Genomic DNA, 26,248 nt, shown 5'->3' on the forward strand with positions numbered 1-26,248 from the left:
GTTATTGCGTTAAAAATCACTCTGTAAAACCTATTTTATAACGTAATAACCTAATATAATACTTAAGGTGAAACACGAAAAAAGAACATATCCTAATTGTAATTTAACCGAGAACTTTATTGTTTCGTAGAGTAAATTCGAATATTTTATAAACCTTTTCGTATTTTACTCCAATAAATAAAATATTTTACTATTTTTGAACACAAATTTAGGGCAAAAGCCATGAAAAAAGACAACAACTCAGATAAAATCACCCGTAAGGAAGCCATTTCAAAAATGGGTAAATATGCTGCATTAACTGCAGTCGGGACATTTGTGATTTTAAACCCGCTTAAAGCACAATCATCATCACCACCAGACCCAGGAGGAGGTCTGTTCCCTCCAGTGGATTAATTTTTAGTTTTTATTTTGATTACAAGTTTGGCTCCAACTTATAAAAAAGTATTTGGTGACTATTGGGTGTTGTGGTATGCCATCTCTAATAGTTATAGTGTAATTAATTCAGATTTTAAGTTACTATTAGATACTTATTTAGCATCCGAAACAACAACAGTATTTTCTTCTACAATTTCAAATGAACTTAGTGATTCAGATAAAGCACAAATTTCTGATACGCTACTTAATTACCTAGAATGTTGCAACATACCCTATACGTCTGCAACAACAAACCTAGCTAAACTAGACACTTCGCTTCGGAATATTTCAAAACAATACATTTTTGACACAAAGAACGTTCAAATTCACTACAGTTCAGAACTCGTTTTAAAAACCATTCATCCGTCGATAGCACACTATTGTAATTCATCAACCCACAAAGCTGATGTAACTTTCGATATATATTTACAAAATGATGACTTATACCTCTTTAAGGACAAACACTTAATTTCTTGTGTTCCTAAAAGCGATTATCACCTTATTCAAGGTAAATTTATAATGCAATTGCTTTGTGTACTTCATAATAAAGTAGAACAAGATTGGATAGGAACACTTCACGGGTCAACTATTACAGATGGTAATTCTTCAATGCTTTTTGTTGGAAAATCTGGAAAAGGAAAAAGTACTTTATGTGCATTATTAGCGGCAAATGGTTTTGATTTGTTAGCAGATGACGTCTCCCCTTTGTTATCCAAAAATCAACATATATATTACAACCCTTCAGCCATCTCACTTAAAGAAGGTGCTTTTAACCTATTACAACCTATAGTAACAAATTTTGAAACATTACCCATCGTGGAGTTCAATACAACTAAAGGACGGCTGAAATATATGCCATGCCGTATACCTAGAAAGCAACACTATCCTTGTCATTCAATTATTCTCGTAAATTATCAACCTGACTCCGAAACAAAACTAGAGACCGTTTCAATTAAACACATATTAGAAACCCTAATTGAAGATTCATGGTTATCACCAAATCCAAAGCATGCCAATCAATTTTTAAATTGGCTAAATGGAGTAACTTTATATCAATTAACCTATAGTTCCACAGCAAGTGTGGTTACAGAGATTTCAACGCTTTTTAAACAAGCACCTCAGACTTTATAATAACAGTATATTAGTGATATGTTTAAAACCCTATGAATAATTTAGCGATTACATATCAACATATAGCAGATATATTGAGTTTTGAAAGTTCAAATTCAAAACTAGAGCACACGCTGAGTGATCCTACATTTAACTGGGAAGCGATTGTAAAAGAAGGTAGCCTTCATTATGTTATACCTGCTATTTATTGCCGATTAAGGTCGAGACAACTTTTACATGTATTACCAAAAGATTTAATTAGTTATCTCGACTATATTACTGATGAAAATAGACAAAGAAACACTATCATACTCGCACAAATAAATGAGCTCACGGATCTCCTTAATTCCCATAATATAGAGCACACATTCTTAAAAGGAGCTGCTCTTTTAGCTTCTGGAACATATAAAGATATTGCGGAACGAATGCTAGGAGATATTGATATTTTAGTGCACCCAGAGCAGTTAACCACCGCTTTTGAATTATTACGTGATGACGGATACCAACCTAAAACTATGACTTTAGGTCATCATTTTTTTGAACATAAACACTTACCAAGATTAGAAACTAAGCTAACTGCAACTCGTATTGCCGCAGTTGAAGTTCACAGAAAACTATTTGTTTCATATCACTATGACGCCTTACAGCCACAGTCTATTTTTAAGGAAACAAGGCAGATAGCATCCATTTACATACCATCACAAAAACATCTCTTAATGCACACCATTCTTAATCATCAAATAAATGATGATGGTGCCTTATACAATAGCATAACTTTTAGATCTGCATATGATACCATTTTATTATTGCAGGACTATACTGAACCTAACACCTGGTCTAATCAAAAGGTTTTTAAAAAGTATTTTAAATATACCAGTCTGTTTTTTAACGAAATAAGAAAGACAAAAAACGTAAAACCCGACATTTTTTCCTATTTTTATCTCTTTAAGTTAAAACATATTAAGTTTTATAGATTTTGGAATAAATTATTGCGATTAGGCGCTATCATTCCAATTCTATTACATAGATCGTGGTTATTTATTTCGAATAAAGCGTATCGTAAAGCCATTATTCTTGATAAAAATCGCATATTCACCCATTTTATGTCTATTTTACGAAAGAATTAAATTTATTTTAATTATGATAACTTTGTATGTATTATTTGTTTTATAATTGATATAGTTTACCTTTGATCAAAATTATTTTAGAATGAAAAAATTATTTTTAGTAGCGTTGTTAGTAGCATTTAGTCTATCCGCATTTGCACAACGAAATAGCAGAGCTAGTAACGATTGGTATCTAAGTATTGGTGTTAACGCTATAAACAGTTTAGGTTCTCAATCTCCAATTTATCATCCAGAGGATTGGATGTTTAAGTTTCCTATTTCTGCAGCAGCAGAGTTTAACTGGAGTGAACAATTTGCTATTGAGCAATCTGTAACCTTTAATGGTTTTAACGAAGGCGACGTTATTGATGGTGCTGTGTTAACTAAAGATTACAATTACCTATCTTTTGACACCCATGTAAAATATTATTTTGGGCAACTCATTTTTCCAAATGCTAACTGGCTCGAAATACATGCCAATGCTGGAATTGGTTTCTTTAATATCGAAGAAACTAATGTTTCTGCCAATCTTGGTGGTGGTTTTTTATTTTGGCTAAACACTAATAGAACCTTTGGTTTAAGAGCTCAAACCACAGCGAAATTTGCATTTAATCATCCTGAGAGTGGTTTCGATAACAACCATTGGCAATATCACTTACAAGCCGTGTTTAAACTATTGTAGCTAATCATATAAACATAAAAAAAAAAGCTCGCATTGAATGTGAACTTTTTTTAATTGATTAAATAAAAAATGCCATCTATAAGATGGCATTTTTTTGAGGGTTACAAGAAATACTCTAACGCTCTTTTAATAATTTATCAAAATATTTAATAGTGTGATTTAATCCTTCTTTTAATTGTACTTTTGGTTCCCAACCATTTAATTCTTTCTTGGCTAAATTGATATTTGGCTGACGTTGTAAAGGATCATCTTGTGGTAATGGTAAGAACGTGATTTTAGACTTAGAATCCGTTAAATCAATAACTTCCTTGGCTAATTCTAACATTGTAAATTCAATAGGGTTTCCTATGTTTACTGGACCAACAAAACCATCTCTACTATTCATCATTCTATGCATACCTTCAACTAGATCATTCACATACTGGAAACTTCTTGTTTGTGTTCCATCACCAAAAATCGTAATATCGTCACCATTTAAAGCTTGAACTATAAAGTTCGAAACAACACGACCATCTCGTGGATGCATTTTAGGCCCATACGTATTAAAAATACGAATGATTTTAACATCGACTTCATTCTGGTTGTGATAATCCATAAATAAAGTCTCGGCACAACGTTTCCCTTCATCGTAGCAAGACCGCAGACCTATTGGGTTTACATTTCCCCAATAACTTTCTGGTTGTGGATGTACAGATGGGTCACCATACACTTCACTTGTAGACGCTTGTAATATTTTTGCTCCTACACGCTTTGCCAATCCCAGCATATTAATAGCTCCCATGACAGACGTTTTCACCGTTTTTATAGGGTTATGCTGGTAATGAACAGGTGATGCCGGACAAGCCAAGTTATATATTTCATCGACTTCAGCCATATAAGGATTTGTGATATCATGGCGCACCAATTCAAAATAGTGATGATCCATTAAATGTTCAATATTTCGCTTAGAACCTGTAAAATAATTGTCTAAACAAATTATTTCATTGCCTTCATTTAACAGACGTTCACATAAGTGAGAGCCCACAAAACCAGCTCCGCCAGTAACCAAAATTCTTTTCATGTATTAATTCTATTTATGGGTTAAAATTAACATATATTTTTATTTAATAGTGATTAATACCCTGCAAACTTAAAATTGAGCATCTGTTTCAGGCATTTATAAAGTTCTGGAAACTGTAACTTAAATTCTGACGGTGTTTCTATAAAGTTCTCGAGTAAAACAGCAAAAAACTCATATTGGTTAGTATAAGCATAAGCCCTAAAATACTTTGAGGCAATTAGTTGTTGCCTTAGCGTTTCGTGCTCTTGTAAATACGTCACTAATCTATTATATCCTTGATTAAAAATTATGCTACTAACATCATTGTTCATAGAGGCATTTAAATGAATAGCATGCCCAAATTCATGAATACCTAGATTAAGGTTATCATCTCCTACTTCATAACCATATTGAAAATCTTTCCAGGAAAATACAATAGTTTTTAGTTTAGGATTGACTTCCCCTTTATGGAAGGTTTTATTCGTTTGAGAGTAATAGGCATTCGGATAAATTATAACATTTTCGATAATATCTAATTGGTGCTTTTTAAATCCGAAGCATAACATAGAAGCAGTAGCCGCAATCTTAACTTTCATCTGATCCGTAACTTCTAATTCTTGCTTACCAATAAATGTATTCGATTGAATAAATTGAGAAACTCTATGCTCAAATTGACGTTGGTGCTTATTAGACAACTTACCAAAAAAGGAATGCTCATTTTCTAATATTTCTTTTTGCTTAGTTGGTAAGTTACTAAGCTTAAAAAAACGATAAACAAACAAGGGTTTATTATATGTAGAAGCGTAAAATAACTGAAAAATTCGCATCAGTCTATACAGAATAAAAAGCACAATTAAGACAACACCAATAGGTATTATATAGTTAGAAATTACCTCCAACTCAAAAAGCTCTTGTTCCGTTTTTGATATCATCATTAGAATAGTCTTATAATATGAATTTAAAGTTTCGTTTCAAAACAAGCACGTATTAGAAGGTTACAATATATGATATCCATTTTTAATCAATAAAAAAAAGTAAGCATGTGAAAATAGACACATACTTACTTTTCTAATATTATAGTTCTAATTTTAAGGCCTATGGGAAAATACCTCGTTGTACGTAGGCTTTTTCTATGCGCGCTATTGCAATGCAAAAGGCTGCGGTTCTCATGTCTACTTTCTCATTCTCCGAATAGCTATACACTTTATCAAAAGACACTTTGAGCTTTTTAGTCAACTTATCCATAACTTCTTCTAAATGCCAAATTTCACCACTTCTGTTCTGTAACCATTCATAATAACTACCAATTACACCACCAGAATTACATAAAATATCTGGTATAATAACGATACCTCTTTCGATCAGTATTTTTTCTCCTTCAACGTTTGTTGGACCATTAGCACCTTCTGCTATTATTTTTGCCTTAATTTTTGGTGCATTTTCTTTTGTTATTTGGTTTCCTAACGCTGCAGGAATACAAATATCACAATCTATAGAGAAGAACTCACTCTTATCAATTGGTTGGGCATTAGGATAGTTAACAACGGTGCCATTGTTCTCTAAATTATATGTATGAAGTGCTTCAACATCTATACCGTCCTGGTTCATAATGTTACCATGAGCATCTTGAACTCCAACTAATTTAGCACCATCATTTTCTAAAAAATGTGACGCCCAATAGCCAACATTTCCAAATCCTTGAACGATAAATTTCTTACCGTTTAAATCGATATCATTCTTATCTGCCCAGAATTTAATAGTTAAATAAACACCAAACCCTGTCGCTCTATCTCTACCTTCTAGTCCACCACTTCCATCTGGTTTTCCGGTAACGACATGTTGATTTGCGGTACGTTGCGCTGGAGGCCTCGTACTCATATAAGTATCAGCAATCCAAGCCATCGTCTGACTGTTGGTATTAACGTCTGGAGCAGGAATATCGTGTTCAGGACCAATATTGTCTGCTAAAGCATACGTAAACCGCCTTGTAATACGTTCTATTTCAGATTCCGAATATAGTTCTGGATTAATTTTAATTCCTCCCTTGGCTCCTCCATAAGGTAAGCCAGCTAAAGACGATTTCCATGTCATCCACATCGCTAATGCTCTTGCGGCATCTAAATCTACTGTTGGGTGATAACGTAACCCACCCTTATAAGGACCTAATGCGCCATTATGTTGTACACGGTAACCTGTAAAAACTTCAACATCTCCATTATCCATTTTTACCGGAAAGTTCACTAAAATCTCATTGTTAGTGATACTTAAGATCTTCCTAATATTAGGGTGAAGGTTTATGTGATTGGCAGCACTATTAAACTGCTCCATCACATTATCCATCATACCTTTTAAGGGAGCTTTTTTATTTTTTGTCTTTACGTTTTCTTTTGAATTTCCCATATATGAGTATTACTTTTTTAGAATTACATATAATTATGCTGCAAAAATAACACTTTCAATAATAAAAAGGGCTTTTATTGAGAATTAACTAATATCAATTTTTTGTGATCTATGTGAACTCATTATCTATACTAACTTTGTGGAAGTTCTGGTTTTGGATGATACGATGCTGTTCGCAAAATCACAAATCCAATAATTGCCGATAATAATGACCCAATTAAAATTCCAATTTTAGCGGAATCTATATATTCAGGATGCGTAGCGAATGCTAAACCTGCAATAAAGATAGCCATTGTAAAACCAATACCTGCTATAAAAGAAACACCTAGAATATGTCTAAAACTTATATCCTTTGGCACTTCTATTAATTTTATCTTTCTGGCAAGAAGCACTATTAAACTAACTCCAAAACCTTTTCCTAATACTAAGCACACAATTATATTAACAACTAAGGCGACATCCATACTGGCAACATCTCCAATGACCACTCCTGCATTAGCAAGTGCAAATATTGGAATGATAAAGTACCCAACCCAACCATGCAGGTTATGCTCTAAGTGCTGCAATGGCGATTGAAATCGAGAAGACCAGTCATCTAAATCACCTATAAGATGTAGTTGTTCATTTGAAAGAATTGGCTTTTGTAATTCCGTAGAATTCTTAATATCCTTATATACTTTATTTAATTGATCTAGAAAAGTTGAAGTATCAATTTTTTGTCTTATAGGTACTGTAAAAGCAAGTAAAATCCCTGCTACTGTTGGGTGAATACCTGCTTTTAAAAACAAGAACCAAATAGCTACACCTAATGTAAACAATATAAATTTAGAAAAATAACCTTTATAAGAGAGGTAGAATAAAAAGGCTAATAATAGACCCGCTATTAACAATAAGGTTAAATTAATAGTACCACTATAAAAAATTGCGATTACTAAGACGGCTCCGATATCATCAACAATAGCAAAAGCGGTTAAAAACACCTTAAGACTCAATGGCACGCGATTACCCAATGCATTTAAAATCGCAAGTGAAAAAGCTATATCAGTCGCCATTGGGATTCCCCAACCTTTTGTTGTTTCTGGGTTTTGATTGAGTACTAGAAATAATACTACTGGCACCAACATACCTCCAAGCGCTCCAACTAAGGGAAATGCTATTTTCATTGGAGAATTAAGCTCTCCTATTAACAATTCACGTTTTATTTCTAAACCAATCAGAAAAAAGAAAATAGCCATTAATCCGTCGTTAATCCAGAGGATTAAAGGTTTTTTAAATTCAAAAGTTTCTGTCACAATACCAATATCATATTGCCATAATTCTAAATAACTTTGCCCATAAGGTGAGTTTGCCCATATAAGAGCAATGATAGTCATTAGTAATAGTAAAATACCACTTGAGCCTTGTAAGCTTGTAAATTTCTGGAATGGTGAGAGAAATACTTTTTTAATCATATAAGTCGTTTTTGTAAAAAAATGATTCCCAAAGATAAGAAAGCTCACTATTTATTTTAAATTTAAACCATATTTAACTTAAATATAACCTCAGAACAGTTTCATATTCACGCTTTCACCTTTTTGAATTCTATAACATTAAAGTTCATAACATCACATTGATTATGTCCTTTTTTACACCAGAAATAAATGATAGTTATCCCATAACGCAAACCTATTGCTTACGTCAATTCTGAATTACTACATAATTAGCAAGCACTAATCGTTATATTGAAAGAAAGTTTTAAGAATCTACTTAAAATATTATTTGCTTTTACGTTTCAAAAAAGCATCTAGGGAAAATTTACCTGGTCCTGTAAATAAAATAGTGATGTAGCCTATACCGTAAAGCAACGCTTTTTCCATACCTCCAAAACCATCTGAAATATGAACCACAAATACAGCGACGAGCATCGTCATTAATAATGGTACTAATGACCAGCGTGTTAACAGCCCTAAAGTTAAAAGAATACTGCAAACAACTTCCGCAAAGACAGCCACCGCTAACGAAGTGAATGCTCCAAGCCCAAACGGATCTGCAAAATGAATTTCCTCACCACTAAAAAGCTTAGTCCACTTTCCTAGTCCATGACCTAAACACATTCCTAATCCAAGAAACACTCTTAAAATTAATAATCCAATATCGGTAAAAGTGCTGTTGGTTATACTATTTGCTCTCATGTATTACTTCGTTTTTAATACTTACAAAGTAAACAGAATTTTTGTAATATTAACTTAAATCCGATTTTAAACTTTAACAACCGTTTTACACGGTTGTGAAACTATAGGAAGGGAGATAATAAACGTACCATTTTTTCCCATAACTGAATATATTTTGGTCTATTGAGCCATATTTGTGCATCTATTTGGGCAGCTACTTTTAAATCATTTTCAAAAGCAACTGTAAGTTGTTTTGCGATATCTTTACTATAAACCATAGCATTCACTTCAAAATTAAGTTCAAAACTTCTATAGTCCATATTTGCTGAACCAACAACCGCTAAATCATCGTCAATAACCATGGTTTTAGCATGTACAAAGCCTTTATTATACTTATAAATTTTAGCACCATACTGAAGCAATTCCGTATAGTACGCACTAGCTGCTGCATTTACCATTTTGGAATCCGAAACTCCTGGAACAATAATTTTCACCTCCAAACCACTTTGTATCGCAATAATTAAAGCGTCCATTAAACTTTCGCCTGGAATAAAATAAGGGCTTGTAATATAAATTCTTTGTTTTGCTGAATTTATAGCTTCTAACAACGAATAGAAAATTACAGGTTGTACACTATCTGGCCCCGAAGCTGCGATCTGAACCACCTCCTTTTCAATTGAAGCATGTTTTGTATTATCTGGAAAATAAACATCTGAATATTCAAAATTAATAGCGCTGCAAAAATTCCAATCGCATAAAAACAAATACTGAAGGTATGCTGTGGCCTGACCAGTAATCATTAAATGTGTATCTCGCCAATACAAATCGTTCTCGCCTTTTAAATCGTTGCGATATCTATCACTCATATTAACACCTCCAATAAAACCAACAGTTCCATCTATAATCACAATTTTTCTGTGATTCCTGTAATTGAGGCGGTTGGCAAAAGCATACCATTTTATTTTATAAAAAGGAGCTGTATGCACACCTGCATCGTTAAGTTTTTTTATAAATTTTTTACCTAAACCACGACTTCCAAAATCATCGTACATAAACCGAACTTCTATGCCTTCTTTGGCTTTATTAATTAAAAGATCGGCAATTTGGTTTCCGGTAATATCATTTTCATAAATATAGTATTCAATATGAATGTGAGACGTTGCTTTCTCTAATGCTTCTAGAAGGGCAGGGAATTTTTCCTCTCCGTTAATAAATAATTTTACCTCGTTGTTTGCGGTTAGAGGACTACTTCCTGAGCGCCGTATATACTGTATTAGGTTTTTATAATTATCTCTTGTTAAACCTGAATTCCAAATAGCATCAGAATAAGAATTCAACTTGTTTCTAATACGATCTCTTAATGGTTCATCTAACCCTATTTTCTTACTGTAGAGTTTTCGTTTTCTATAATTAATTCCGAATGAAAAGTAAAATATCATTCCAACAAAAGGAACAAACACAATGAACAAAATGTAAGCTAAAGATTTTGTACCACTGCGTGTATCATATATCACTCTAAAAATAACGAGTATAACGATGAGGCTATAAACTATTTGTCCTATTAAAATCCAATTCATATTACAAAACATTAACAATCAGCTTAAAATAACACATTTTTAATCACAAAAAATTAAAAAATTAGGAATTAAGAAACTGCTATAAATGCTAGAGTGTAAAACACCATGCGACAAGGTTTTAATATTCGAAATATTTAACAGATTCAAAATATAGGACAGTAAATTTATTGATTTCTAAAATTTTTATACAATAAATAACAAACTCTATAATATTAATTTATTATTTGAATAGGTAATCCTATCTTTGCCAATTCATTTTAAAGTTATCACTATGAAAGTTCGTGAGTATTTTATTATAATTTCTACAGTTGTAGTTTTAGCTATCGTTGGAATAGCTTTTTTATGGCAACCTATTTTATGGCTCTTTCTGCTTGTTGGACCACTTGTACTAATGGGTCTTTTTGATATATTTCAAAAATCACATACAATACGAAGAAACTTTCCTTTATTAGGTCGTTTTAGATACGTTTTAGAATCTATTAGACCGGAAATAATGCAATATTTTGTTGAGACTGATACTGAAGGAAGACCTCTTAACCGTATTCTACGATCTTTAATTTATAGAAGAGCAAAAGGACTAAATGACACCGAACCATTTGGGACTCAGATGGACATTTATCATTCTGGCTACGAGTGGCTTGAACATTCGATGTATGCTAAAACGAATCCAAAAAATATTGGGGAATTCCCACGTTTAATCATTGGTGGAAAAGATTGTAAACAACCTTACTCATCAAGTTTACTGAATATATCTGCCATGAGTTTTGGTTCGCTTAGTAACAATGCTGTTTTAGCTTTAAATAAAGGTGCCAAAATGGGGAATTTTGCTCATAATACAGGAGAAGGTGCTATTAGTGATCACCATTTAAAATATGGTGGCGATTTAATTTGGCAAATAGGAACTGGATATTTTGGATGTAGAAATGACGATGGTACTTTTAATAGTGATACATTTAGAGAAAACGCGTTGAGACCTGAAGTTAAGATGATTGAAATTAAATTATCTCAAGGTGCAAAACCTGGGCATGGAGGAATTCTTCCTGCGTCAAAAAACACAGAAGAAATTGCACGTATTAGACATGTAAAACCTGGAATTGCTGTCCACTCTCCACCTTCGCACTCTGCATTTGCTGACCCTATTCAGTTTATGCATTTTATAAAAAAACTTAGAGAGCTTTCTGATGGAAAACCTATTGGTTTTAAATTATGTCTAGGGAGAAAACAAGAATTTATGGATTTTTGTGAGGCCATGGTTTACACAGGTATATTACCAGACTTTATCTCTGTAGATGGTGGTGAAGGAGGAACTGGTGCCGCACCTGTTGAATTTTCAAATTCAATGGGAATGCCTTTACGTGAAGGGTTAATCTTTGTACACGATACTTTAGTCGGCTTTAACTTAAGAAAAGACATTAAAGTGATCGTTGCAGGAAAAATTATTACTGGTTTCCACATGGCAAGAGCATTGGCTTTAGGTGCAGATGGTTGTAATAGCGCTCGTGCTATGATGCTTTCAATTGGTTGCATCCAAGCGTTACAATGTAATACTAACACATGTCCTGTTGGAGTTGCAACCCAAAACCCTTCTTTAGTAAAAGGATTAGTTGTAGAAGATAAGGCTCCACGAGCGCAACGCTACCACGAAGCTACTATTCATAGTTTCCTAGAACTTGTTGCTGCTGCAGGACTTAATAATCCGTCGGAATTAACTCGAGATCATATTAGTAAACGCGTTGGACTATACAGCGTCAAAACCTATCATGATATTTATCCTCCAATTGAAGAAGGCTGTTTGTTAAACATTGATACCATACCAGAAGAATACAAGAAATTCTATCAATTAACTCGAATCATGAAGTAATAGAGATACGCAACTATTTTTTTGAGCTGTTAATTTTTCATTTTTAATGAAAGGTTAACAGCTTTTATTATGTCTTTGATTTACTAGCGATTGTTGAGATAAAAAAATACGCTTCGCAATTCAAATTGTATCTTTGTTTTAAATAATAAAAGTACTGATCTCATTTTAACTTTAATCTCAAAACACACTAAAGAATTATTAGAATTCTTTAAGAGCACCAGCTTTTCTAAAGCCATTTTAATTGGTGTTGCAGTGACTATACCTATAGTTTTAGGTATTGCAACGCATCATTTTGAAATAGGTCTTGCACTTTGCTTTGGAGCATTTTGGTGCTCCCCAAGTGATGTTAGCGGCAAATTGATGCATAAACAAGTTGGAATACTCTTTTCGGCTATATTGGTTGTTATTATTAGCTTCATTGGCGGTTACCTCAATATTTCAAATTACGTCCTCTTCCCTATTTTAGGAATTTTAACCTTTGGTATTGCCTTTATTTCCATTTACGGATTTAGAGCATCGTTAATTAGCTTTTCGGGATTATTAGCCTTGATTTTAAGTTTTGCACACACCTCCGAAAACTTAGAAGTCTATCAATACGCACTATTAATTGGGATTGGTGGCTTATGGTATTTGTTGCTCTCTACATTGTGGTTTAAACTCAATCCAAAAGCGCAAACCGAAGAAGAACTGAACAAAATCTTTTTACTTACGGCTGATTTTTTAGATACAAGAAGACAACTTATAGGCGAGCAACCAGACAGAGACAGTTTGCAAACACAATTAATGACTTTGCAAAGTGAGCTTACTGAACACCATGGAACCTTACGAGAGATATTAATTTTATCTCGAAAAAGCTCAGGAAAATCTAATTACCAAAGCAGACGTCTATTAGTATTTATCCAGCTGATAGAAATACTAGAAACTGCCGTTGCAAATCCTGTAAATTATGATAAAATGGATGAGCTTTTTGAAAAACATCCTGAGTTTAAAACCGATTTTCAGAAGTTAATTTCTGAATTCTCTAACCAACTTCGAGCTATTGCAGAAAACATTAATAAATCAAAATTATTTCCGCCCAATAAAGTCCTTTCAGACGCCTTTAAAGAACTTGAAAATGACATCTTAATATTCAAAAAAGAAGATCATACTGAAGATTACGAACGTTACTTAATGCTTCAGAACCTGTTAGATTACCAGAAAAAACAATTCGAAAAAATTAAAAAAATAAAATGGCTTTTAGGTCGTCCTAAATTAGTCTCAGACGATTATATTAAAAATGATAAGCTAAAACGTTTTATAGATTCGCAAGATTATAACCCTAAATTAATTCTTAGAAATTTCAGCTTTAGATCTACCATATTTAAACATTCGTTACGGTTAGCAGTTGCGGTAATGTTGGGTTACGGTGTTGGTTTAACTTTCGATTTTCAGAACCCGTATTGGATTATTCTTACTGTTATTGTGATTATGCGACCGAGTTACGGACTTACAAAAACACGTTCTAAAGATCGAATTATTGGGACCCTCATTGGTGCAGCCATAGCAAGTAGTCTCGTTTTTTCAATTAACGATCCTTATATTTATGGTGCTTTAGGTGTATTGTCCTTAGTGGTTGCCTTTTCTATGATACAGAAAAATTATAAAGCATCCGCAACCTTTATTACACTGAGTGTTATATTTATTTATGCCATTTTACAACCCGATGTTTTAACAGTGATTCAATTTAGAGTTATTGATACACTAATTGGAGCTACAATCTCGTATATGGCTATGCGTTGGCTATGGCCCGCGTGGTCGTTTATGGAAATTGGAGATAACATAACAGATTGTTTAAAAGCAAATACAGCATTTTTTAAATCCATTAGTTCGTATTACCAGAAAAAAGGCCAAGTCCCAACAAGTTTAAAAGTAAATCGAAAAGAGGCGTTTTTACAGACGTCAAATTTAAGTTCGGCATTTCAACGTATGGCACAAGAGCCAGCATCTAAACAGAATCATATAGACGACATTTATGAACTTGTAGGTATTAACCATAGTTTTTTATCGTCTTTAGCATCGTTAAGTACTTATATTCAAAACCATGAAACCTCAGAAGCATCTGAAGATTTTATAGCAATTTCTGAAAAGATTAATAGCAATTTAGATAAAGTTTGTGAACAATTAAAACGTATCAATTTTGAAACATCAACACATAACGACACCACTTTTACACCTGAACCGTTCAATTTCCCTATTAATCGTATGACTAATGATGCCATTTCGCGAACCGATAGTGTGCGTTCACATAAAGAAGCACATTTAATCTGGGAGCAATTATATTGGCTATATAGCTTGAGTGAAAAAATGTTGAAATTAACCGCTAAATTTAAAGAAGAATAGTTTCTACATCAATTATATATGAATGATGTTTAAACGAAAAAGCCTTCTTTCTAAATTGAATTTAGAAAGAAGGCTTTTTTACGAAATAATCCGTTTAAGCTGTAGCAACGTGTTTACTAGTTTCAGACGTCTGCACCTCAACTTTTGATTCTAGAAACTCAGTAATATAATCTTGCCATTTTTGTGCAACAACAAGTTCATTATTTAGAGTCATTTCATCATTATTGTTATATAACACTAAGTGTGTAGCGTCCTTTTGATTACGATGTATAAAAGACAATTGTATTTTGTCTATAACATTGTTCGGTTTCGCATTCCCTTTAGCCTGCTTATATTCTTTTATTGATTTACAAGCGCTTATAGATTTTAAATCCACAGTTTGCGCATAAGCTGCTTCCTCTGTTTCTTTATAAAAGAATAGTTTTTGCTCTGAAGAATCTATACCTATAGCAAAATTGCTATGTGTTTCTACTTTACTTAATTTACAATTGTGCAGAGAGGCTTCAGATTGAAGTGCCTTCTGTAATTTTTTTTGTCTTTTTTTACGTCCATTTATAAATAATACAAACGGTAATATAACGATTGCAATAATAATCGCATCGATAATGAATAATCCTGTTCCCATGATATTTTGTTTTTTTTGATAATAATTAAAGTGTAAGCATTTGATACGGCATTTTCTGCCATAGTTGACATCATTTTTTATGATGTTTTTTTACCATTTCTTAATAGAAATTGATGAAATAAAAAAATGGTTTACACGTGTTTTACCAAAACGAATGAAATGGAAAAAGGATGGCCCTTAAATGAATGTGAATTACACTATCGCGCTCTGCTCTTACAAATAGAGTATGCTGTAATGCGAAAAGCTGACTACTGCGATTAGAAAGACCTTCATAGTTTACAGAAATTTCTTCTGATGGTGAAGGCTCAACATTAACAATAGTCACAACGCTAGATTGCTCTGTTTGCACATCAATATAAGGATGATGATTTGATGCAAACGCACTAACCTCGCTCGAAGATTCTACAACAGACTGTTCAACAGTACTTTTTAATAACTCGAAGGTATTGGCATGTGCAGAAGTCGCAAAGCCAATAGCAATTATAATTATATTAAAAAGCGTTTTAAACATGTTTGAGTTCAAATTATAGTACAAAGTAAGCTTATAAAATGGTAACCTACTACAAAATGAATGTTAAAATGTTAAGAATTACATTTTTCATATCAGCTAGATACCTATAATCAAATTAAAGTTTTGAATATTTAAAAAGTTGCACTTACAAATTCAAGCGAGCTTGATTATTCTTATTTATTAAAACAAAAAGTTGCACTTACAAATTCAAGCGAGTTGGATTATTCTTATTTATTAAAACAAAACGAAGCTTTATAGGATTGCTGCGCATCCTCTAATGCTCCGCTTTGAAAAACAAAAAGTTGCACTTACAAATTCAAGCGAGCTTGATTTGACGTGCAACTTTTTGTTTTATTCGTGACCTCGAGAGGATTCGAACCTCCAACCCTCAGAGCCGAAATCTGATATTCTATCCAGTTGAACTACGAGGCCAATACACTATGAGACCTTTCGACTATGCTCAAGGTACCATATTTATATACTTAATTTAAGACAATTTAGCCTTAACAATTTTCGAAATTGTTTTACCATCAGCTTTTCCTGCTAATTTTCCACTTACAATTCCCATAACGCGTCCCATATCTTTCATTCCTGCAGCACCTGTTGCTGCAATCGCTTTCATTACTTCAACAGTTATTTCTTCTTCCGAAAGTTGTGCTGGCAAAAACTGACCAATTATTTCTGCTTGTGCAATTTCTGGCTCAGCTAAATCTTTACGATTTTGTTCTAAAAATATTGCAGCACTATCTTTGCGCTGTTTCACCATTTTAGATAATATTTTTATTTCTACATCTTCTGAAATCTCTTCTTTAGAACCTGTAGCGGTTTGCGCTAATAGTATTTCTGATTTTACAGCTCGTAAAGCAGCTAAAGCCACTTGGTCTTTTTCTTTCATTGCTGCTTTCATAGCAGTCATTATGTCTACTTGTAAACTCATAGTTTTAATACTTTATTAAGACTGCGAAGATAACAAAAAGTTCCTCTAAGCTAACAGAAGAATAACAGATACCTATTAAAATTTTTAGTAAACAAAAAGCCCAAAAAGTTTGAGGACCTTTTTGGGCTTGAGTTTAGTGTATTTTACACTATAAATTAAACATATAACTAATCGACGTTATCGTGTAAAAATGAATTATTACTTCGTAATTGGATATCGTCGTTTTCATCTGTTCCAACAGATAGTCTAGATGCTTTTGTCTCTGAAGAATGCTGTGCTTCATCTAAATCAATACCGCGTCTTTTGTACGCTGGTACGTTTTCGATTTCATTCATTTTAGCATCATTAAACTTATAATTGAAATCCTTCATTTTTCTTCTGCGCTCATCTGCACGAGCAACGAGCAATTCAGAGATTGGACTATTCATTGGGTCTATTTCCTCTTCTGGTTGCCCTTTAGTGTCATCCACAGAAATTGTTTTCTTTTCAAAAACAACATCTTCCTTAACTTCTGCTTTTTCCTTTTTCGTGTTTATAGAAGAAGGATAGGTTTCAAAATCATCTAAAGTATATCGCTTTTCACCTTTTTCATTTTCCTCAGGAACTGCGATAATTTCAACAGGTTCATTAACATCTATCTCATTGACTTCTTCATCTAAACTAAAGAGCATCTTTTCTTCTTTAGCTTTTGGCTCTTCATCCTCCTTTTCAGATTCTTTGTTAGAAATTGGAAGGTCGAAAGAAAATGTTATTTGTTCTTCATGAACCTCTTCACGTGTTTCAGCTTTATTTTCAATTGGTGTAATTACAAATTCTTCTGGCTCAATAGTTGCTTCAGGTTTTGTGTCTAAAACTTCATCATAAACCACATTCATGTTTTTTAAGAAATCTGACGTTGCAATTAAATCGGTATCGTCATTGTCTTTGGCTTTAGGTTCATTTTTAACCTCTTCCTCTTCTTCAAGTAACGTATGACGAACTATTGGTGCTTCCTTTTCTTTTTCTAAAACAATATCTGGCGTAATAATCGCTGGCTCCTTTTCTTTAGTACTAGCGTCATTAGTATCACCTAAAGCATGAATTACTTTTTTAGTTTCCGTATTAGAAATTTCATTTTGCTGATCGATGTCAAACCCTGTAGCAATAATAGTTACTGAAATTGATTCTTGTAACTCTTCATCTTCACCAACACCCATAATAATATTAGCTCCAAATCCGGCTTCAGTTTGAATATGATCATTGATTTCTCCGATTTCATCAATAGTAATTTCTTGAGAACCTGAAACGATTAGCAACAATACGTTTTTAGCTCCTGTGATTTTATTATCGTTAAGTAACGGTGAATCTAAAGCGCTCATTATCGCTTCTTGTGCTCTGGTTTGACCAGAAGCTGTAGCAGATCCCATAATTGCTGTTCCACTATTGCTCAACACGGTTTTTGCATCGCGTAAATCAATATTCTGTGTATAGTGATGTGTTATAACTTCTGCAATACCACGAGATGCTGTAGATAATACTTCGTCTGCTTTAGAGAAACCAGCTTTAAATCCAAGGTTTCCGTAAACTTCACGAAGTTTATTATTATTAATTACAACCAATGAATCTACATGAGAACGTAATTTATCGATACCGCGTTGTGCTTGTGCATTACGCATTTTACCTTCAAACTGAAAAGGCATGGTTACAATACCAACGGTAAGGATATCGAGTTCTTTTGCCAACTTAGCAATAATTGGTGCAGCTCCTGTTCCTGTTCCTCCGCCCATTCCTGCAGTGATAAACACCATCTTAGTATTGGTGTCTAACATTCTGCGAATGTCCTCTAAACTTTCTACGGCAGCTTCTTCTCCGATATCTGGATTGGCACCTGCTCCTAATCCTTCCGTTAAATTTACTCCTAACTGTATTTTGTTTGGAACACCACTATTTTGAAGGGCTTGAGAATCTGTATTACAGATTACAAAATCGACACCTTTTATACCTTGTTGAAACATGTGATTTATGGCATTGCTACCTCCACCACCAACACCAATTACTTTGATGACGTTTGATTGATGTTTTGGCAAATCAAATGAAATGTTTCCAAATTCGTTGCTATTACTCATATATTATGGATTAACTATTATTCTACTTTATTATTTTATTTATAATCGGATAATTTATACTGAATTGTGCATTCATATGGACAATTCACGCATTGTCCATACATGCTTTATTCTGCATTATCCAAAAAATCTTTTACACGTTCTGTTAATTTATCTAAAAACGAACGACGTTCTTTTATGGGTTCTGGCGCTATGGCTTCTTGTTCTGGCATTTCTTCGGCTTCATTTTCAACAACAAGTTCTTCTTCAATGGCTTCTTTCTTTTTACGTTCTTGACGTTTTAAGCCGTCCATTACTAAACCAACTGCTGTGGCAAACAAAGGACTTGCAATATCCTCATCGCTATCACCTGCTAAATGCTCATTTGGATATCCAATTCTGGTATCCATACCTGTGATATATTCTACTAATTGCTTTAAATGTTTTAATTGTGCACCACCTCCAGTTAACACAATACCTCCAATTAGTTTCTTTTTTTGTTCTTCGTGACCGTAATTTTTTATCTCAACATAAACTTGTTCTATAATTTCTACAACTCTTGCATGGATAATTTTAGACAAATTCTTTAAGGTAATTTCTTTTGGCTCTCTTCCTCTTAATCCTGGAATAGATACAATTTCGTTATCCTTATTTTCTCCTGGCCATGCCGAACCAAACTTCACTTTTAAAAGTTCAGCTTGCTTTTCAATTATTGAACAGCCTTCTTTTATGTCTTCGGTAATTACACCTCCACCGAAAGGAATGACCGCTGTATGACGAATTATGCCGTCTTTAAAAACTGCTAAATCAGTTGTTCCACCTCCTATATCTATCAGAGCTACACCAGCTTCTTTCTCTTCTCTACTTAAAACCGCATTGGCAGACGCTAAGGGCTCTAATGTGATACCTTCTAAATTTAAGCCTGCACTTTTTATACAACGTCCAACATTTCTAATCGATGACACCTGACCGACTACAACATGAAAATTGGCTTCCAAACGTCCACCATACATCCCAATTGGTTCTGTAATTTCAGCCTGACCATCAATTTTAAATTCTTGTGGTAACACATGAATTATTTCTTCACCAGGAAGCATAACGAGTTTATGAACTTGATTAATTAAACGATCAATATCCTCTTCATCAATAACCATATCTGAATTAGGACGGGTTATGTAATCGCTATGTTGTAAACTACGAATATGCTGACCAGCAATACCAACGGTGACATCTTCAATTTTTTCTGATGCAGCAGCTTCCGCTTCTTGAACTGCCTGTTGAATAGACTGAATGGTTTGTGTTATATTATTAACCACACCACGATGTACACCCAAACTCTTGGCTCTTCCTAAGCCTAAAATTTCAACTTTATCGTATTCATTTTTGCGACCAATCATGGCCACAATTTTTGTGGTTCCTATATCTAGACCTACTGAAATATTTTGTTTGTCCATAGCTTACTTTTTGGTGCAAATAACTTGTTTATCAAATTTCAGATTCACTAAACTGTAGTTCTCTAAAACCTGGTCTTTTAAAGCCTTTTGATAAAACGCCTTAAAATTGTTTATCTTTTTATCGAGTTGTTTTAAAGTTCCAACATGAACTATAAAATCACTTTTTCTAACTTTGAAATCAATGGTGTTATCATCATTCTGACGAATTTCAATGATATGTTTTTTTAAAAACTCATCTTCATCCACCGTTTTTGCAAATTTAAAAACTGTTTCGAGCTTATTTTTATTAATATTTCCTGTAATTAATGGTACTCTTGCAGCATAATTATGAGACAAAGGCATAACTCCTCCTTCGTCATCGATATAATACGATGCAGTTGTGTGCACTCTTGCAATAGGTTTTTTTTGTTCAATTTCAGCTGAAAGTGCACCGTTTACTGACATGAACACTTCTGCTTGCTTTATCATCGGATTAGATTTCAGGGCAGATTCTAATTTGTTCAAATCTATAATTTCTTTGGGTTGCTCCGAAACAGGTTCTTGATTTACTATTAACAATTTACTAACATTCGCATCTGTTATAAACAATTTGTTTTCGCCTAAAAACGTGATGTTTGGCTCACTGACTTTTCTAGTTTTATTTCTTTGATTAGAAAACGCAAATAAAAAGCCCACCAAAACCACTAACCCTGTGATTTTTATATTGTTATAATTATTTTTTAACATGGAACGCTGCTTTTATGTGTTTAACTTCAATTCCAATATCTCCTGCTCCAATAGTTAATACAATTTGAGCATTAGATTTTTCTATTTCATCAATTAAATGTGATTTTTCAATTAATTTTTTATTAGGATTTTTAACCTTATCTAAAAGCCATTTAGACGTCACTCCATCAATTGGTATTTCTCTTGCTGGATAGATATCTAAGAGTAATAATTCGTCGAAATTTGAAAGACTTTCAGCAAATCCATCCACAAAATCTCTTGTTCTAGTATATAAATGTGGTTGAAAAATTGCCAACACTTTTTTATCGGGATACATTTCCCTAACAGCCTGATGTACAGCATTTATTTCTTCAGGATGATGTGCATAATCATCAATAAACACAAAATCGTCTGTTCTAATATGATAGGTAAATCGTCGTTTGACGCCTTTATAGGTTTCAAGAGCTTTCGACAATTCATTGTATTCACAACCATATTCTGCAGCCATAGCTATCGCAATAATGGCGTTAGAAAGATTATGCCTGCCTGGTAAACTAAATTTGAAATCGTAATACGTTCCGCTTGGTGTTTTTATATCAAAAATATAAGAACCATTTTCTATGGAGATATTTTGCGCACAATAATCTGAGTCATCATCAATACCGTAAGTTATCCCTTTTAGCGGTAATCCATTCTTTACAAATAGCTTTCCATTTGGTTTTATACACTCTGAAAAATCTTTGAATGTTTCTACCAACGCTTCAGCATTACCATAAATATCTAGATGGTCTGCATCCATAGACGTAATACATGCCAAATCTGGCGACAAGGTTAAAAATGAACGATCGAATTCATCTGCCTCTACAACGGTTACTTCAGTTCCGTTTATAATTAAATTAGAATTGTAATTTTCACTTATTCCGCCTAAAAATGCGGTTACTGGCACATTGCACGCATTCAACAAATGCCCTAAAATACTGGTCGTCGTTGTTTTACCATGCGTACCTGCAACTGCCAAACAAACGGTTTGTTTTGTTATTTCTCCTAATACAGCAGAACGCTTTAAAACATTAAAATTATTATCCTTAAAATAATCGAATTCTGAATGGTTTTTAGGAATGGCTGGCGTATATACCACAAGCGTATCTTCAGAATTTAAAAATGTGCTAGGAATTTTATTGACATCATCTTCAAAGTGAATATCAATTCCTAACCCTCCCAATGCATTTGTGATGTCAGTTGATGTTTTGTCATAACCAGCCACTTGTTTACCGTTGGCCTCAAAATAGCGCGCAATAGCACTCATTCCGATGCCTCCGATACCAATAAAATAGACGTTATTTACTGTACTAAAATTCACTTGCTTTTTAATAATTTTTCAACTTCATCCACTATGTCATTTGTGGCATTTACTAAAGCTAAAGCTTCAATGTTTTTACTTAATTCTTCTTTCTTAGTTTCATTGGACATTAATTCTGAAAATTCCGTTTGAAATTCAGTGTCCAAATCTTGCTCTTTTATTAAAATCGCAGCATTTTTATCTGCAACCGCTTTTGCATTTTTTGTTTGGTGATCTTCTGCTACATTTGGCGACGGAATAAAAATTACCGGTTTTCCAACAATACATAGTTCTGAAACCGAAATCGCACCTGCCCGAGAAATTATTGCATCTGCTGCTGCATAAGCCAAATCCATCTGATTTAAAAAGGCATGGACTTGAATATTTTTTAATTGATTATGCTTTTTGTATTGCGCGTGGTACAATTTGCCACACTGCCAAACCACTTGAATATCTTGCGCTTCAAAAAACGGAATATTATCCTCAATTAATTGATTAATTCGTCTTGCTCCCAAACTACCACCTAACACCAATAGCGTTTGTTTATTGTGTTTTAGATTGAACGCATCTTTACCTTCAGTAGGTTTGTTTTTTACCTGTAATAAATCTTTACGGATTGGGTTGCCTGTTAGTTTAATTTTTTCTTTTGGGAAGAATTTCTCCAACCCTTCATAAGCCACACAAATAGTGTTCACTTTTTTAGCCAATAACTTATTAGTTATGCCTGGAAAAGAATTCTGTTCTTGAATTAAACTCGGAACTCCTTTTGAAGAAGCTACCTGCAATAAAGGTCCACTTGCAAAACCACCTGTACCAATTACAGCATCTGGTTTAAACGCATTTACAATTTTTCGTGACCGTAACAAACTACTAATTAACTTAAATGGAAATGCTAAATTTTTCAAAGTCAGCTTTCTTTGAATTCCAGAAATCCATAACCCTTCAATCTTATAACCAGCTTGCGGCACTTTATCCATTTCCATACGGTCAGAAGCTCCAACAAATAAGAATTCGGCATCAGGATAGCGCGACTTTAATTCGTCGGCAATCGCAACTGCAGGATAAATATGTCCTCCTGTTCCTCCTCCAGATAATATGAATTTGTAATTACTCATTAAATTGTTTCGCTTAAAATTGATAATGGATTATCGTTATCCGCCTCATCTTTATTGTCCTTTATTTCTTGTCGTCTTGCACTTACGCTTAGTATAATCCCTATAGCCAAACAGGTCATCCAAATAGATGTTCCACCACTACTTATTAATGGTAACGTTTGGCCAGTAACCGGAAATAACTCAACCGCTACTGCCATATTAATTAAGGCCTGAAATACTATTGGCAAACCAACACCTAAAACCAGTAATTTACCAAAAATGGTATCTGATTTATGACTTACAACTACTATTCTGAATAATAGCCACATATATAACACCAGTAAAAGCACACCACCAAACAAGCCGTATTCTTCAATTATAATGGCAAAAATAAAATCGGATGACGACTGTGGCAAAAAATTCTTTTGCACACTTTTTCCTGGTCCTAAAGGCGTAAGTCCTGTCGCAATTGCAATTTTTGCTTTTTCTATCTGATAGTCCGCTTCTGTATCTTCTCCATTTGCAAAATTCTCAATTCTACTCATCCAAGTATCTACTCTATTTGGCATCGCCTCAGGAAATGCTTTAGCTACCAAAACGAAAATTGCCAAGGCTGCAAAACCACTCAACATCATTAAAACCAAATACTTTAGAGGATAACCACCTATAAATGCCAACATCATAATCATTGTAAAAATGATAGCTGTTGTTGAAAAATTAGCTGGAAGAATGAGCATTAAAATCACAAAAACAGGTGTCCAAAGCGGTAAAATTGTTTCTGTAAACTTAACCTCTTTATCTTTTATTTTTGACAAATACCTCGCCACATAAACCATTAACACCACTGATGCTAAGGTCGAAGTTTGAAACGACATATTAACAATCGGAATCTGAATCCAGCGGCTTGCGTTTGCACCTGCAATAGTTGTTCCTTGCAGCATTGTAACCAACAACAACACAAACACAATAGGAATCATTACCATTGATAAACCACGAAAATACTTGTAAGGAACTTTATGAACGCCAAACATAATAACAATACCCAAAAACAAATGCATAAAATGCTTTACAAAGAATGAAAACGTGTTGGTGTTTCCACTATTTGCTAAATTACTGGCAGCACTATAAACAGGCATAAACGAAAATATAGCCAATAGCGCGACTATTGCCCAAATAGCTTTATCCCCTTTTATTTGTTTAAATAACTTTTGCATGTTTTGTTTTATCCTTCCTAACCCTGTACTATCGTTTGAGGTAATTTCCCGTAGGAACCTTAAAATTTATGACACTGTTTTATAAATTTCTCACAGCATTTTTAAACTGTCGTCCTCTGTCTTCGTAACTCTCAAATAAATCGAAACTTGCACAAGCAGGTGACAACAATACATTATCGCCAGCTTCTGCTAACCTGTAAGCAATCTTTACAGCTTCGCTCATATATTGCGTCTCAACGACTACATCTACCATGTTACCAAAAGACTCCATAAGCTTCGCATTGTCTACACCTAAACAGATAATTGCTTTGACTTTTTCGTTTACAAACGGAAATAATTCTCGATACTCATTACCTTTATCAACACCACCAACAATCCATACTGTAGGCGCATCCATACTTTCTAAAGCAAAATACGTTGCATTAACATTGGTTGCTTTTGAATCATTGATATAGCGTACTTTATTGATTTTTAACACGTGCTCTAAGCGATGCTCCACACCTTGAAAGTTCTCTAAACTTTCGCGAATGGTTTGCTTTCTAATTTTTAATAAATGCGCAACAGTAGAAGCTGCCATTGCGTTTTTCACGTTGTGTTTTCCTTCTAATGCTAAGTTATTTGTTGGCATAATGATTTTATTATTATCTATTGTTATTATTATATTATTATCGTGATCTAAATAAGCACCTTGTTCAATAACTTTCGTTAATGAAAAAGGTAATTTTCTAGATTGAATTTGATGCTTACTCATGTACTCTAAAATGACCTCATCATCGGCATCATATATAAAATAATCGTCTTCTGTTTGATTCTCTATTACTCTAAATTTTGAAGCGATATAATTTTCAAACTTATAATCGTAGCGATCTAAATGGTCTGGTGACAAATTAGTTAACACAGCAATTTTTGGTTTAAAATCTATAATATCATCTAACTGAAAACTGCTAACCTCCAGCACATAATTATCATGATCTTTATCTAAAATTTGTTTCGCGAAACTATCACCTATATTTCCTGCTAAACCAACATTTATTTCTTGTTTTAAGAGATGGTGTGTTAGTGTTGCTGTTGTCGTTTTACCGTTACTACCAGTTATAGCCACCAAAGTTGCATCTGTAAATTTTGATGCAAACTCAATTTCAGACACCACTGTTATTTTAGCTTCACGAATTTGTTTCACCAAAGCCACCTTATCTGGAATACCTGGACTTTTCATGATGATGTCTGCATTTAGAATTTTTGATTCTGTGTGCTGCTCATCTTCAAATTCAATCTCATTATTTAAAAGAACGTCTTTATATTTTTCTTTAACTTTTCCTTTATCAGATACAAAAACCTTGTATCCTTTTGCTTTTCCGAGCAATGCTGTTCCTACTCCACTTTCACCACCTCCAAGAATTACTAACCGAAGCTGACCCCTAATTCCTTCCCCAAAAGAAAAGGACTTCTCACTTTGCTGGTTATTAATTGCTTCGTTCATTATTTTCTTTATGTCATTCCTGCAAAAGCAGGAACCTACTTATATTCTACTTTTATTGTGGATCCCTGCTTTTGCAGGAATAACAAA

Annotated in this window: 22 protein-coding genes and 1 tRNA gene; 6 read left to right on the forward strand and 17 right to left on the reverse strand. The window is 33.6% G+C overall.

Annotation, left to right across the window (positions count from 1 at the left end):
- The first annotated feature begins 222 nt into the window (after positions 1-222).
- The 4 genes from ITJ86_RS01335 to ITJ86_RS01350 all read left to right on the forward strand — a co-directional run bounded on the left by ITJ86_RS01335 (position 223) and on the right by ITJ86_RS01350 (position 3,312).
- Positions 223-393 carry a hypothetical protein gene (locus ITJ86_RS01335; RefSeq protein WP_195869801.1) on the forward strand — a complete coding sequence of 57 codons (171 nt, stop codon included), beginning with the start codon at positions 223-225 and terminating at the stop codon, positions 391-393.
- 15 nt (positions 394-408) lie between these two features.
- A complete protein-coding gene (locus ITJ86_RS01340) occupies positions 409-1,545 on the forward strand; it encodes a hypothetical protein (RefSeq protein ID WP_195869802.1) in 1,137 nt (378 codons plus the stop codon).
- A gap of 32 nt (positions 1,546-1,577) precedes the next feature.
- Positions 1,578-2,651, forward strand: a complete 1,074-nt coding sequence (locus tag ITJ86_RS01345) for a nucleotidyltransferase family protein (protein WP_195869803.1) — start codon at positions 1,578-1,580, stop codon at positions 2,649-2,651.
- An 82-nt stretch (positions 2,652-2,733) separates the two neighbouring features.
- Entirely contained in the window at positions 2,734-3,312 is a 579-nt protein-coding gene (locus ITJ86_RS01350) for an outer membrane beta-barrel protein (RefSeq protein WP_195869804.1), read from the forward strand.
- Positions 3,313-3,427: 115 nt separating this feature from the next.
- On the opposite strand, the gene ITJ86_RS01355 is transcribed toward ITJ86_RS01350, so the two are convergent.
- From ITJ86_RS01355 to cls, 6 genes are all read right to left on the reverse strand, one after another.
- Positions 3,428-4,372, reverse strand: a complete 945-nt coding sequence (locus ITJ86_RS01355) for a UDP-glucuronic acid decarboxylase family protein (protein ID WP_195869805.1) — start codon at positions 4,370-4,372, stop codon at positions 3,428-3,430.
- Positions 4,373-4,425: 53 nt separating this feature from the next.
- Complete coding sequence (locus ITJ86_RS01360) at positions 4,426-5,286, reverse strand: zinc-dependent peptidase (protein ID WP_195869806.1); 861 nt, start codon at positions 5,284-5,286, stop codon at positions 4,426-4,428.
- Positions 5,287-5,446: 160 nt separating this feature from the next.
- Positions 5,447-6,751 carry a Glu/Leu/Phe/Val family dehydrogenase gene (locus tag ITJ86_RS01365; protein WP_195869807.1) on the reverse strand — a complete coding sequence of 435 codons (1,305 nt, stop codon included), beginning with the start codon at positions 6,749-6,751 and terminating at the stop codon, positions 5,447-5,449.
- Between the two features lie 131 nt (positions 6,752-6,882).
- Positions 6,883-8,202: a Na+/H+ antiporter NhaA gene (gene nhaA, locus ITJ86_RS01370; protein WP_195869808.1), complete on the reverse strand. Its 1,320-nt coding sequence runs from the start codon at positions 8,200-8,202 to the stop codon at positions 6,883-6,885.
- A gap of 303 nt (positions 8,203-8,505) precedes the next feature.
- Positions 8,506-8,922, reverse strand: coding sequence for a DoxX family protein (locus ITJ86_RS01375; protein WP_195869809.1), 417 nt, complete (start codon positions 8,920-8,922; stop codon positions 8,506-8,508).
- Between the two features lie 101 nt (positions 8,923-9,023).
- Positions 9,024-10,478: a cardiolipin synthase gene (gene cls / locus ITJ86_RS01380; protein ID WP_195869810.1), complete on the reverse strand. Its 1,455-nt coding sequence runs from the start codon at positions 10,476-10,478 to the stop codon at positions 9,024-9,026.
- A gap of 271 nt (positions 10,479-10,749) precedes the next feature.
- On the opposite strand from cls, the gene ITJ86_RS01385 reads away from it, so the two are divergent.
- Together ITJ86_RS01385 and ITJ86_RS01390 are read left to right on the forward strand one after the other, a co-directional pair.
- Positions 10,750-12,339 carry an FMN-binding glutamate synthase family protein gene (locus tag ITJ86_RS01385; RefSeq protein WP_195869811.1) on the forward strand — a complete coding sequence of 530 codons (1,590 nt, stop codon included), beginning with the start codon at positions 10,750-10,752 and terminating at the stop codon, positions 12,337-12,339.
- A 252-nt stretch (positions 12,340-12,591) separates the two neighbouring features.
- A complete protein-coding gene (locus ITJ86_RS01390) occupies positions 12,592-14,718 on the forward strand; it encodes an FUSC family protein (protein ID WP_317190607.1) in 2,127 nt (708 codons plus the stop codon).
- A gap of 94 nt (positions 14,719-14,812) precedes the next feature.
- On the opposite strand, the gene ITJ86_RS01395 is transcribed toward ITJ86_RS01390, so the two are convergent.
- The 11 genes from ITJ86_RS01395 to murD all read right to left on the reverse strand — a co-directional run bounded on the left by ITJ86_RS01395 (position 14,813) and on the right by murD (position 26,161).
- Entirely contained in the window at positions 14,813-15,343 is a 531-nt protein-coding gene (locus ITJ86_RS01395; protein ID WP_195869812.1) for a hypothetical protein, read from the reverse strand.
- A gap of 142 nt (positions 15,344-15,485) precedes the next feature.
- The gene (locus ITJ86_RS01400; RefSeq protein WP_195869813.1) at positions 15,486-15,854 is read right to left on the reverse strand and encodes a hypothetical protein; all 369 of its coding nucleotides are present in this window, start codon (positions 15,852-15,854) and stop codon (positions 15,486-15,488) included.
- A gap of 358 nt (positions 15,855-16,212) precedes the next feature.
- Positions 16,213-16,286: transfer RNA gene (locus tag ITJ86_RS01405), tRNA-Arg, on the reverse strand.
- Positions 16,287-16,341: 55 nt separating this feature from the next.
- Positions 16,342-16,791 (reverse strand): GatB/YqeY domain-containing protein, encoded by a 450-nt coding sequence (locus ITJ86_RS01410; protein ID WP_195869814.1) that lies wholly within the window; start codon positions 16,789-16,791, stop codon positions 16,342-16,344.
- A 167-nt stretch (positions 16,792-16,958) separates the two neighbouring features.
- Complete coding sequence (ftsZ, locus tag ITJ86_RS01415) at positions 16,959-18,896, reverse strand: cell division protein FtsZ (protein ID WP_195869815.1); 1,938 nt, start codon at positions 18,894-18,896, stop codon at positions 16,959-16,961.
- A 107-nt stretch (positions 18,897-19,003) separates the two neighbouring features.
- Positions 19,004-20,329 (reverse strand): cell division protein FtsA, encoded by a 1,326-nt coding sequence (gene ftsA, locus ITJ86_RS01420; RefSeq protein WP_195869816.1) that lies wholly within the window; start codon positions 20,327-20,329, stop codon positions 19,004-19,006.
- A gap of 3 nt (positions 20,330-20,332) precedes the next feature.
- The gene (locus ITJ86_RS01425) at positions 20,333-21,055 is read right to left on the reverse strand and encodes a cell division protein FtsQ/DivIB (protein ID WP_195869817.1); all 723 of its coding nucleotides are present in this window, start codon (positions 21,053-21,055) and stop codon (positions 20,333-20,335) included.
- A complete protein-coding gene (gene murC, locus ITJ86_RS01430; protein ID WP_195869818.1) occupies positions 21,042-22,394 on the reverse strand; it encodes a UDP-N-acetylmuramate--L-alanine ligase in 1,353 nt (450 codons plus the stop codon). The genes ITJ86_RS01425 and murC overlap by 14 nt, the downstream gene beginning before the upstream one ends.
- The gene (murG, locus tag ITJ86_RS01435) at positions 22,391-23,488 is read right to left on the reverse strand and encodes an undecaprenyldiphospho-muramoylpentapeptide beta-N-acetylglucosaminyltransferase (protein WP_195869819.1); all 1,098 of its coding nucleotides are present in this window, start codon (positions 23,486-23,488) and stop codon (positions 22,391-22,393) included. The genes murC and murG overlap by 4 nt, the downstream gene beginning before the upstream one ends.
- Positions 23,488-24,681, reverse strand: coding sequence for an FtsW/RodA/SpoVE family cell cycle protein (locus ITJ86_RS01440; RefSeq protein ID WP_195869820.1), 1,194 nt, complete (start codon positions 24,679-24,681; stop codon positions 23,488-23,490). The genes murG and ITJ86_RS01440 overlap by 1 nt, the downstream gene beginning before the upstream one ends.
- A 79-nt stretch (positions 24,682-24,760) precedes the next feature.
- Entirely contained in the window at positions 24,761-26,161 is a 1,401-nt protein-coding gene (gene murD / locus ITJ86_RS01445; protein ID WP_195869821.1) for a UDP-N-acetylmuramoyl-L-alanine--D-glutamate ligase, read from the reverse strand.
- Positions 26,162-26,248 lie beyond the last annotated feature (87 nt).

This window comes from Winogradskyella marina, assembly GCF_015645385.1.
GTDB classification, from domain to species: Bacteria; Bacteroidota; Bacteroidia; order Flavobacteriales; family Flavobacteriaceae; genus Winogradskyella; species Winogradskyella marina.

Coding starts and splice junctions, on each gene's coding strand:
- cls (WP_195869810.1), bottom strand. CDS start 10,478: ATGAATTGGATTTTAATAGGACAAATAGTTTATAGCCTCATCGTTATA.
- nhaA (WP_195869808.1), bottom strand. CDS start 8,202: ATGATTAAAAAAGTATTTCTCTCACCATTCCAGAAATTTACAAGCTTA.
- ftsZ (WP_195869815.1), bottom strand. CDS start 18,896: ATGAGTAATAGCAACGAATTTGGAAACATTTCATTTGATTTGCCAAAA.
- murG (WP_195869819.1), bottom strand. CDS start 23,488: ATGAGTAATTACAAATTCATATTATCTGGAGGAGGAACAGGAGGACAT.
- ITJ86_RS01425 (WP_195869817.1), bottom strand. CDS start 21,055: ATGTTAAAAAATAATTATAACAATATAAAAATCACAGGGTTAGTGGTT.
- ftsA (WP_195869816.1), bottom strand. CDS start 20,329: ATGGACAAACAAAATATTTCAGTAGGTCTAGATATAGGAACCACAAAA.
- ITJ86_RS01410 (WP_195869814.1), bottom strand. CDS start 16,791: ATGAGTTTACAAGTAGACATAATGACTGCTATGAAAGCAGCAATGAAA.
- ITJ86_RS01400 (WP_195869813.1), bottom strand. CDS start 15,854: ATGTTTAAAACGCTTTTTAATATAATTATAATTGCTATTGGCTTTGCG.
- ITJ86_RS01355 (WP_195869805.1), bottom strand. CDS start 4,372: ATGAAAAGAATTTTGGTTACTGGCGGAGCTGGTTTTGTGGGCTCTCAC.
- ITJ86_RS01350 (WP_195869804.1), top strand. CDS start 2,734: ATGAAAAAATTATTTTTAGTAGCGTTGTTAGTAGCATTTAGTCTATCC.
- ITJ86_RS01375 (WP_195869809.1), bottom strand. CDS start 8,922: ATGAGAGCAAATAGTATAACCAACAGCACTTTTACCGATATTGGATTA.
- ITJ86_RS01360 (WP_195869806.1), bottom strand. CDS start 5,286: ATGATGATATCAAAAACGGAACAAGAGCTTTTTGAGTTGGAGGTAATT.
- ITJ86_RS01385 (WP_195869811.1), top strand. CDS start 10,750: ATGAAAGTTCGTGAGTATTTTATTATAATTTCTACAGTTGTAGTTTTA.
- murD (WP_195869821.1), bottom strand. CDS start 26,161: ATGAACGAAGCAATTAATAACCAGCAAAGTGAGAAGTCCTTTTCTTTT.
- ITJ86_RS01440 (WP_195869820.1), bottom strand. CDS start 24,681: ATGCAAAAGTTATTTAAACAAATAAAAGGGGATAAAGCTATTTGGGCA.
- ITJ86_RS01345 (WP_195869803.1), top strand. CDS start 1,578: ATGAATAATTTAGCGATTACATATCAACATATAGCAGATATATTGAGT.
- ITJ86_RS01335 (WP_195869801.1), top strand. CDS start 223: ATGAAAAAAGACAACAACTCAGATAAAATCACCCGTAAGGAAGCCATT.
- ITJ86_RS01365 (WP_195869807.1), bottom strand. CDS start 6,751: ATGGGAAATTCAAAAGAAAACGTAAAGACAAAAAATAAAAAAGCTCCC.
- ITJ86_RS01395 (WP_195869812.1), bottom strand. CDS start 15,343: ATGGGAACAGGATTATTCATTATCGATGCGATTATTATTGCAATCGTT.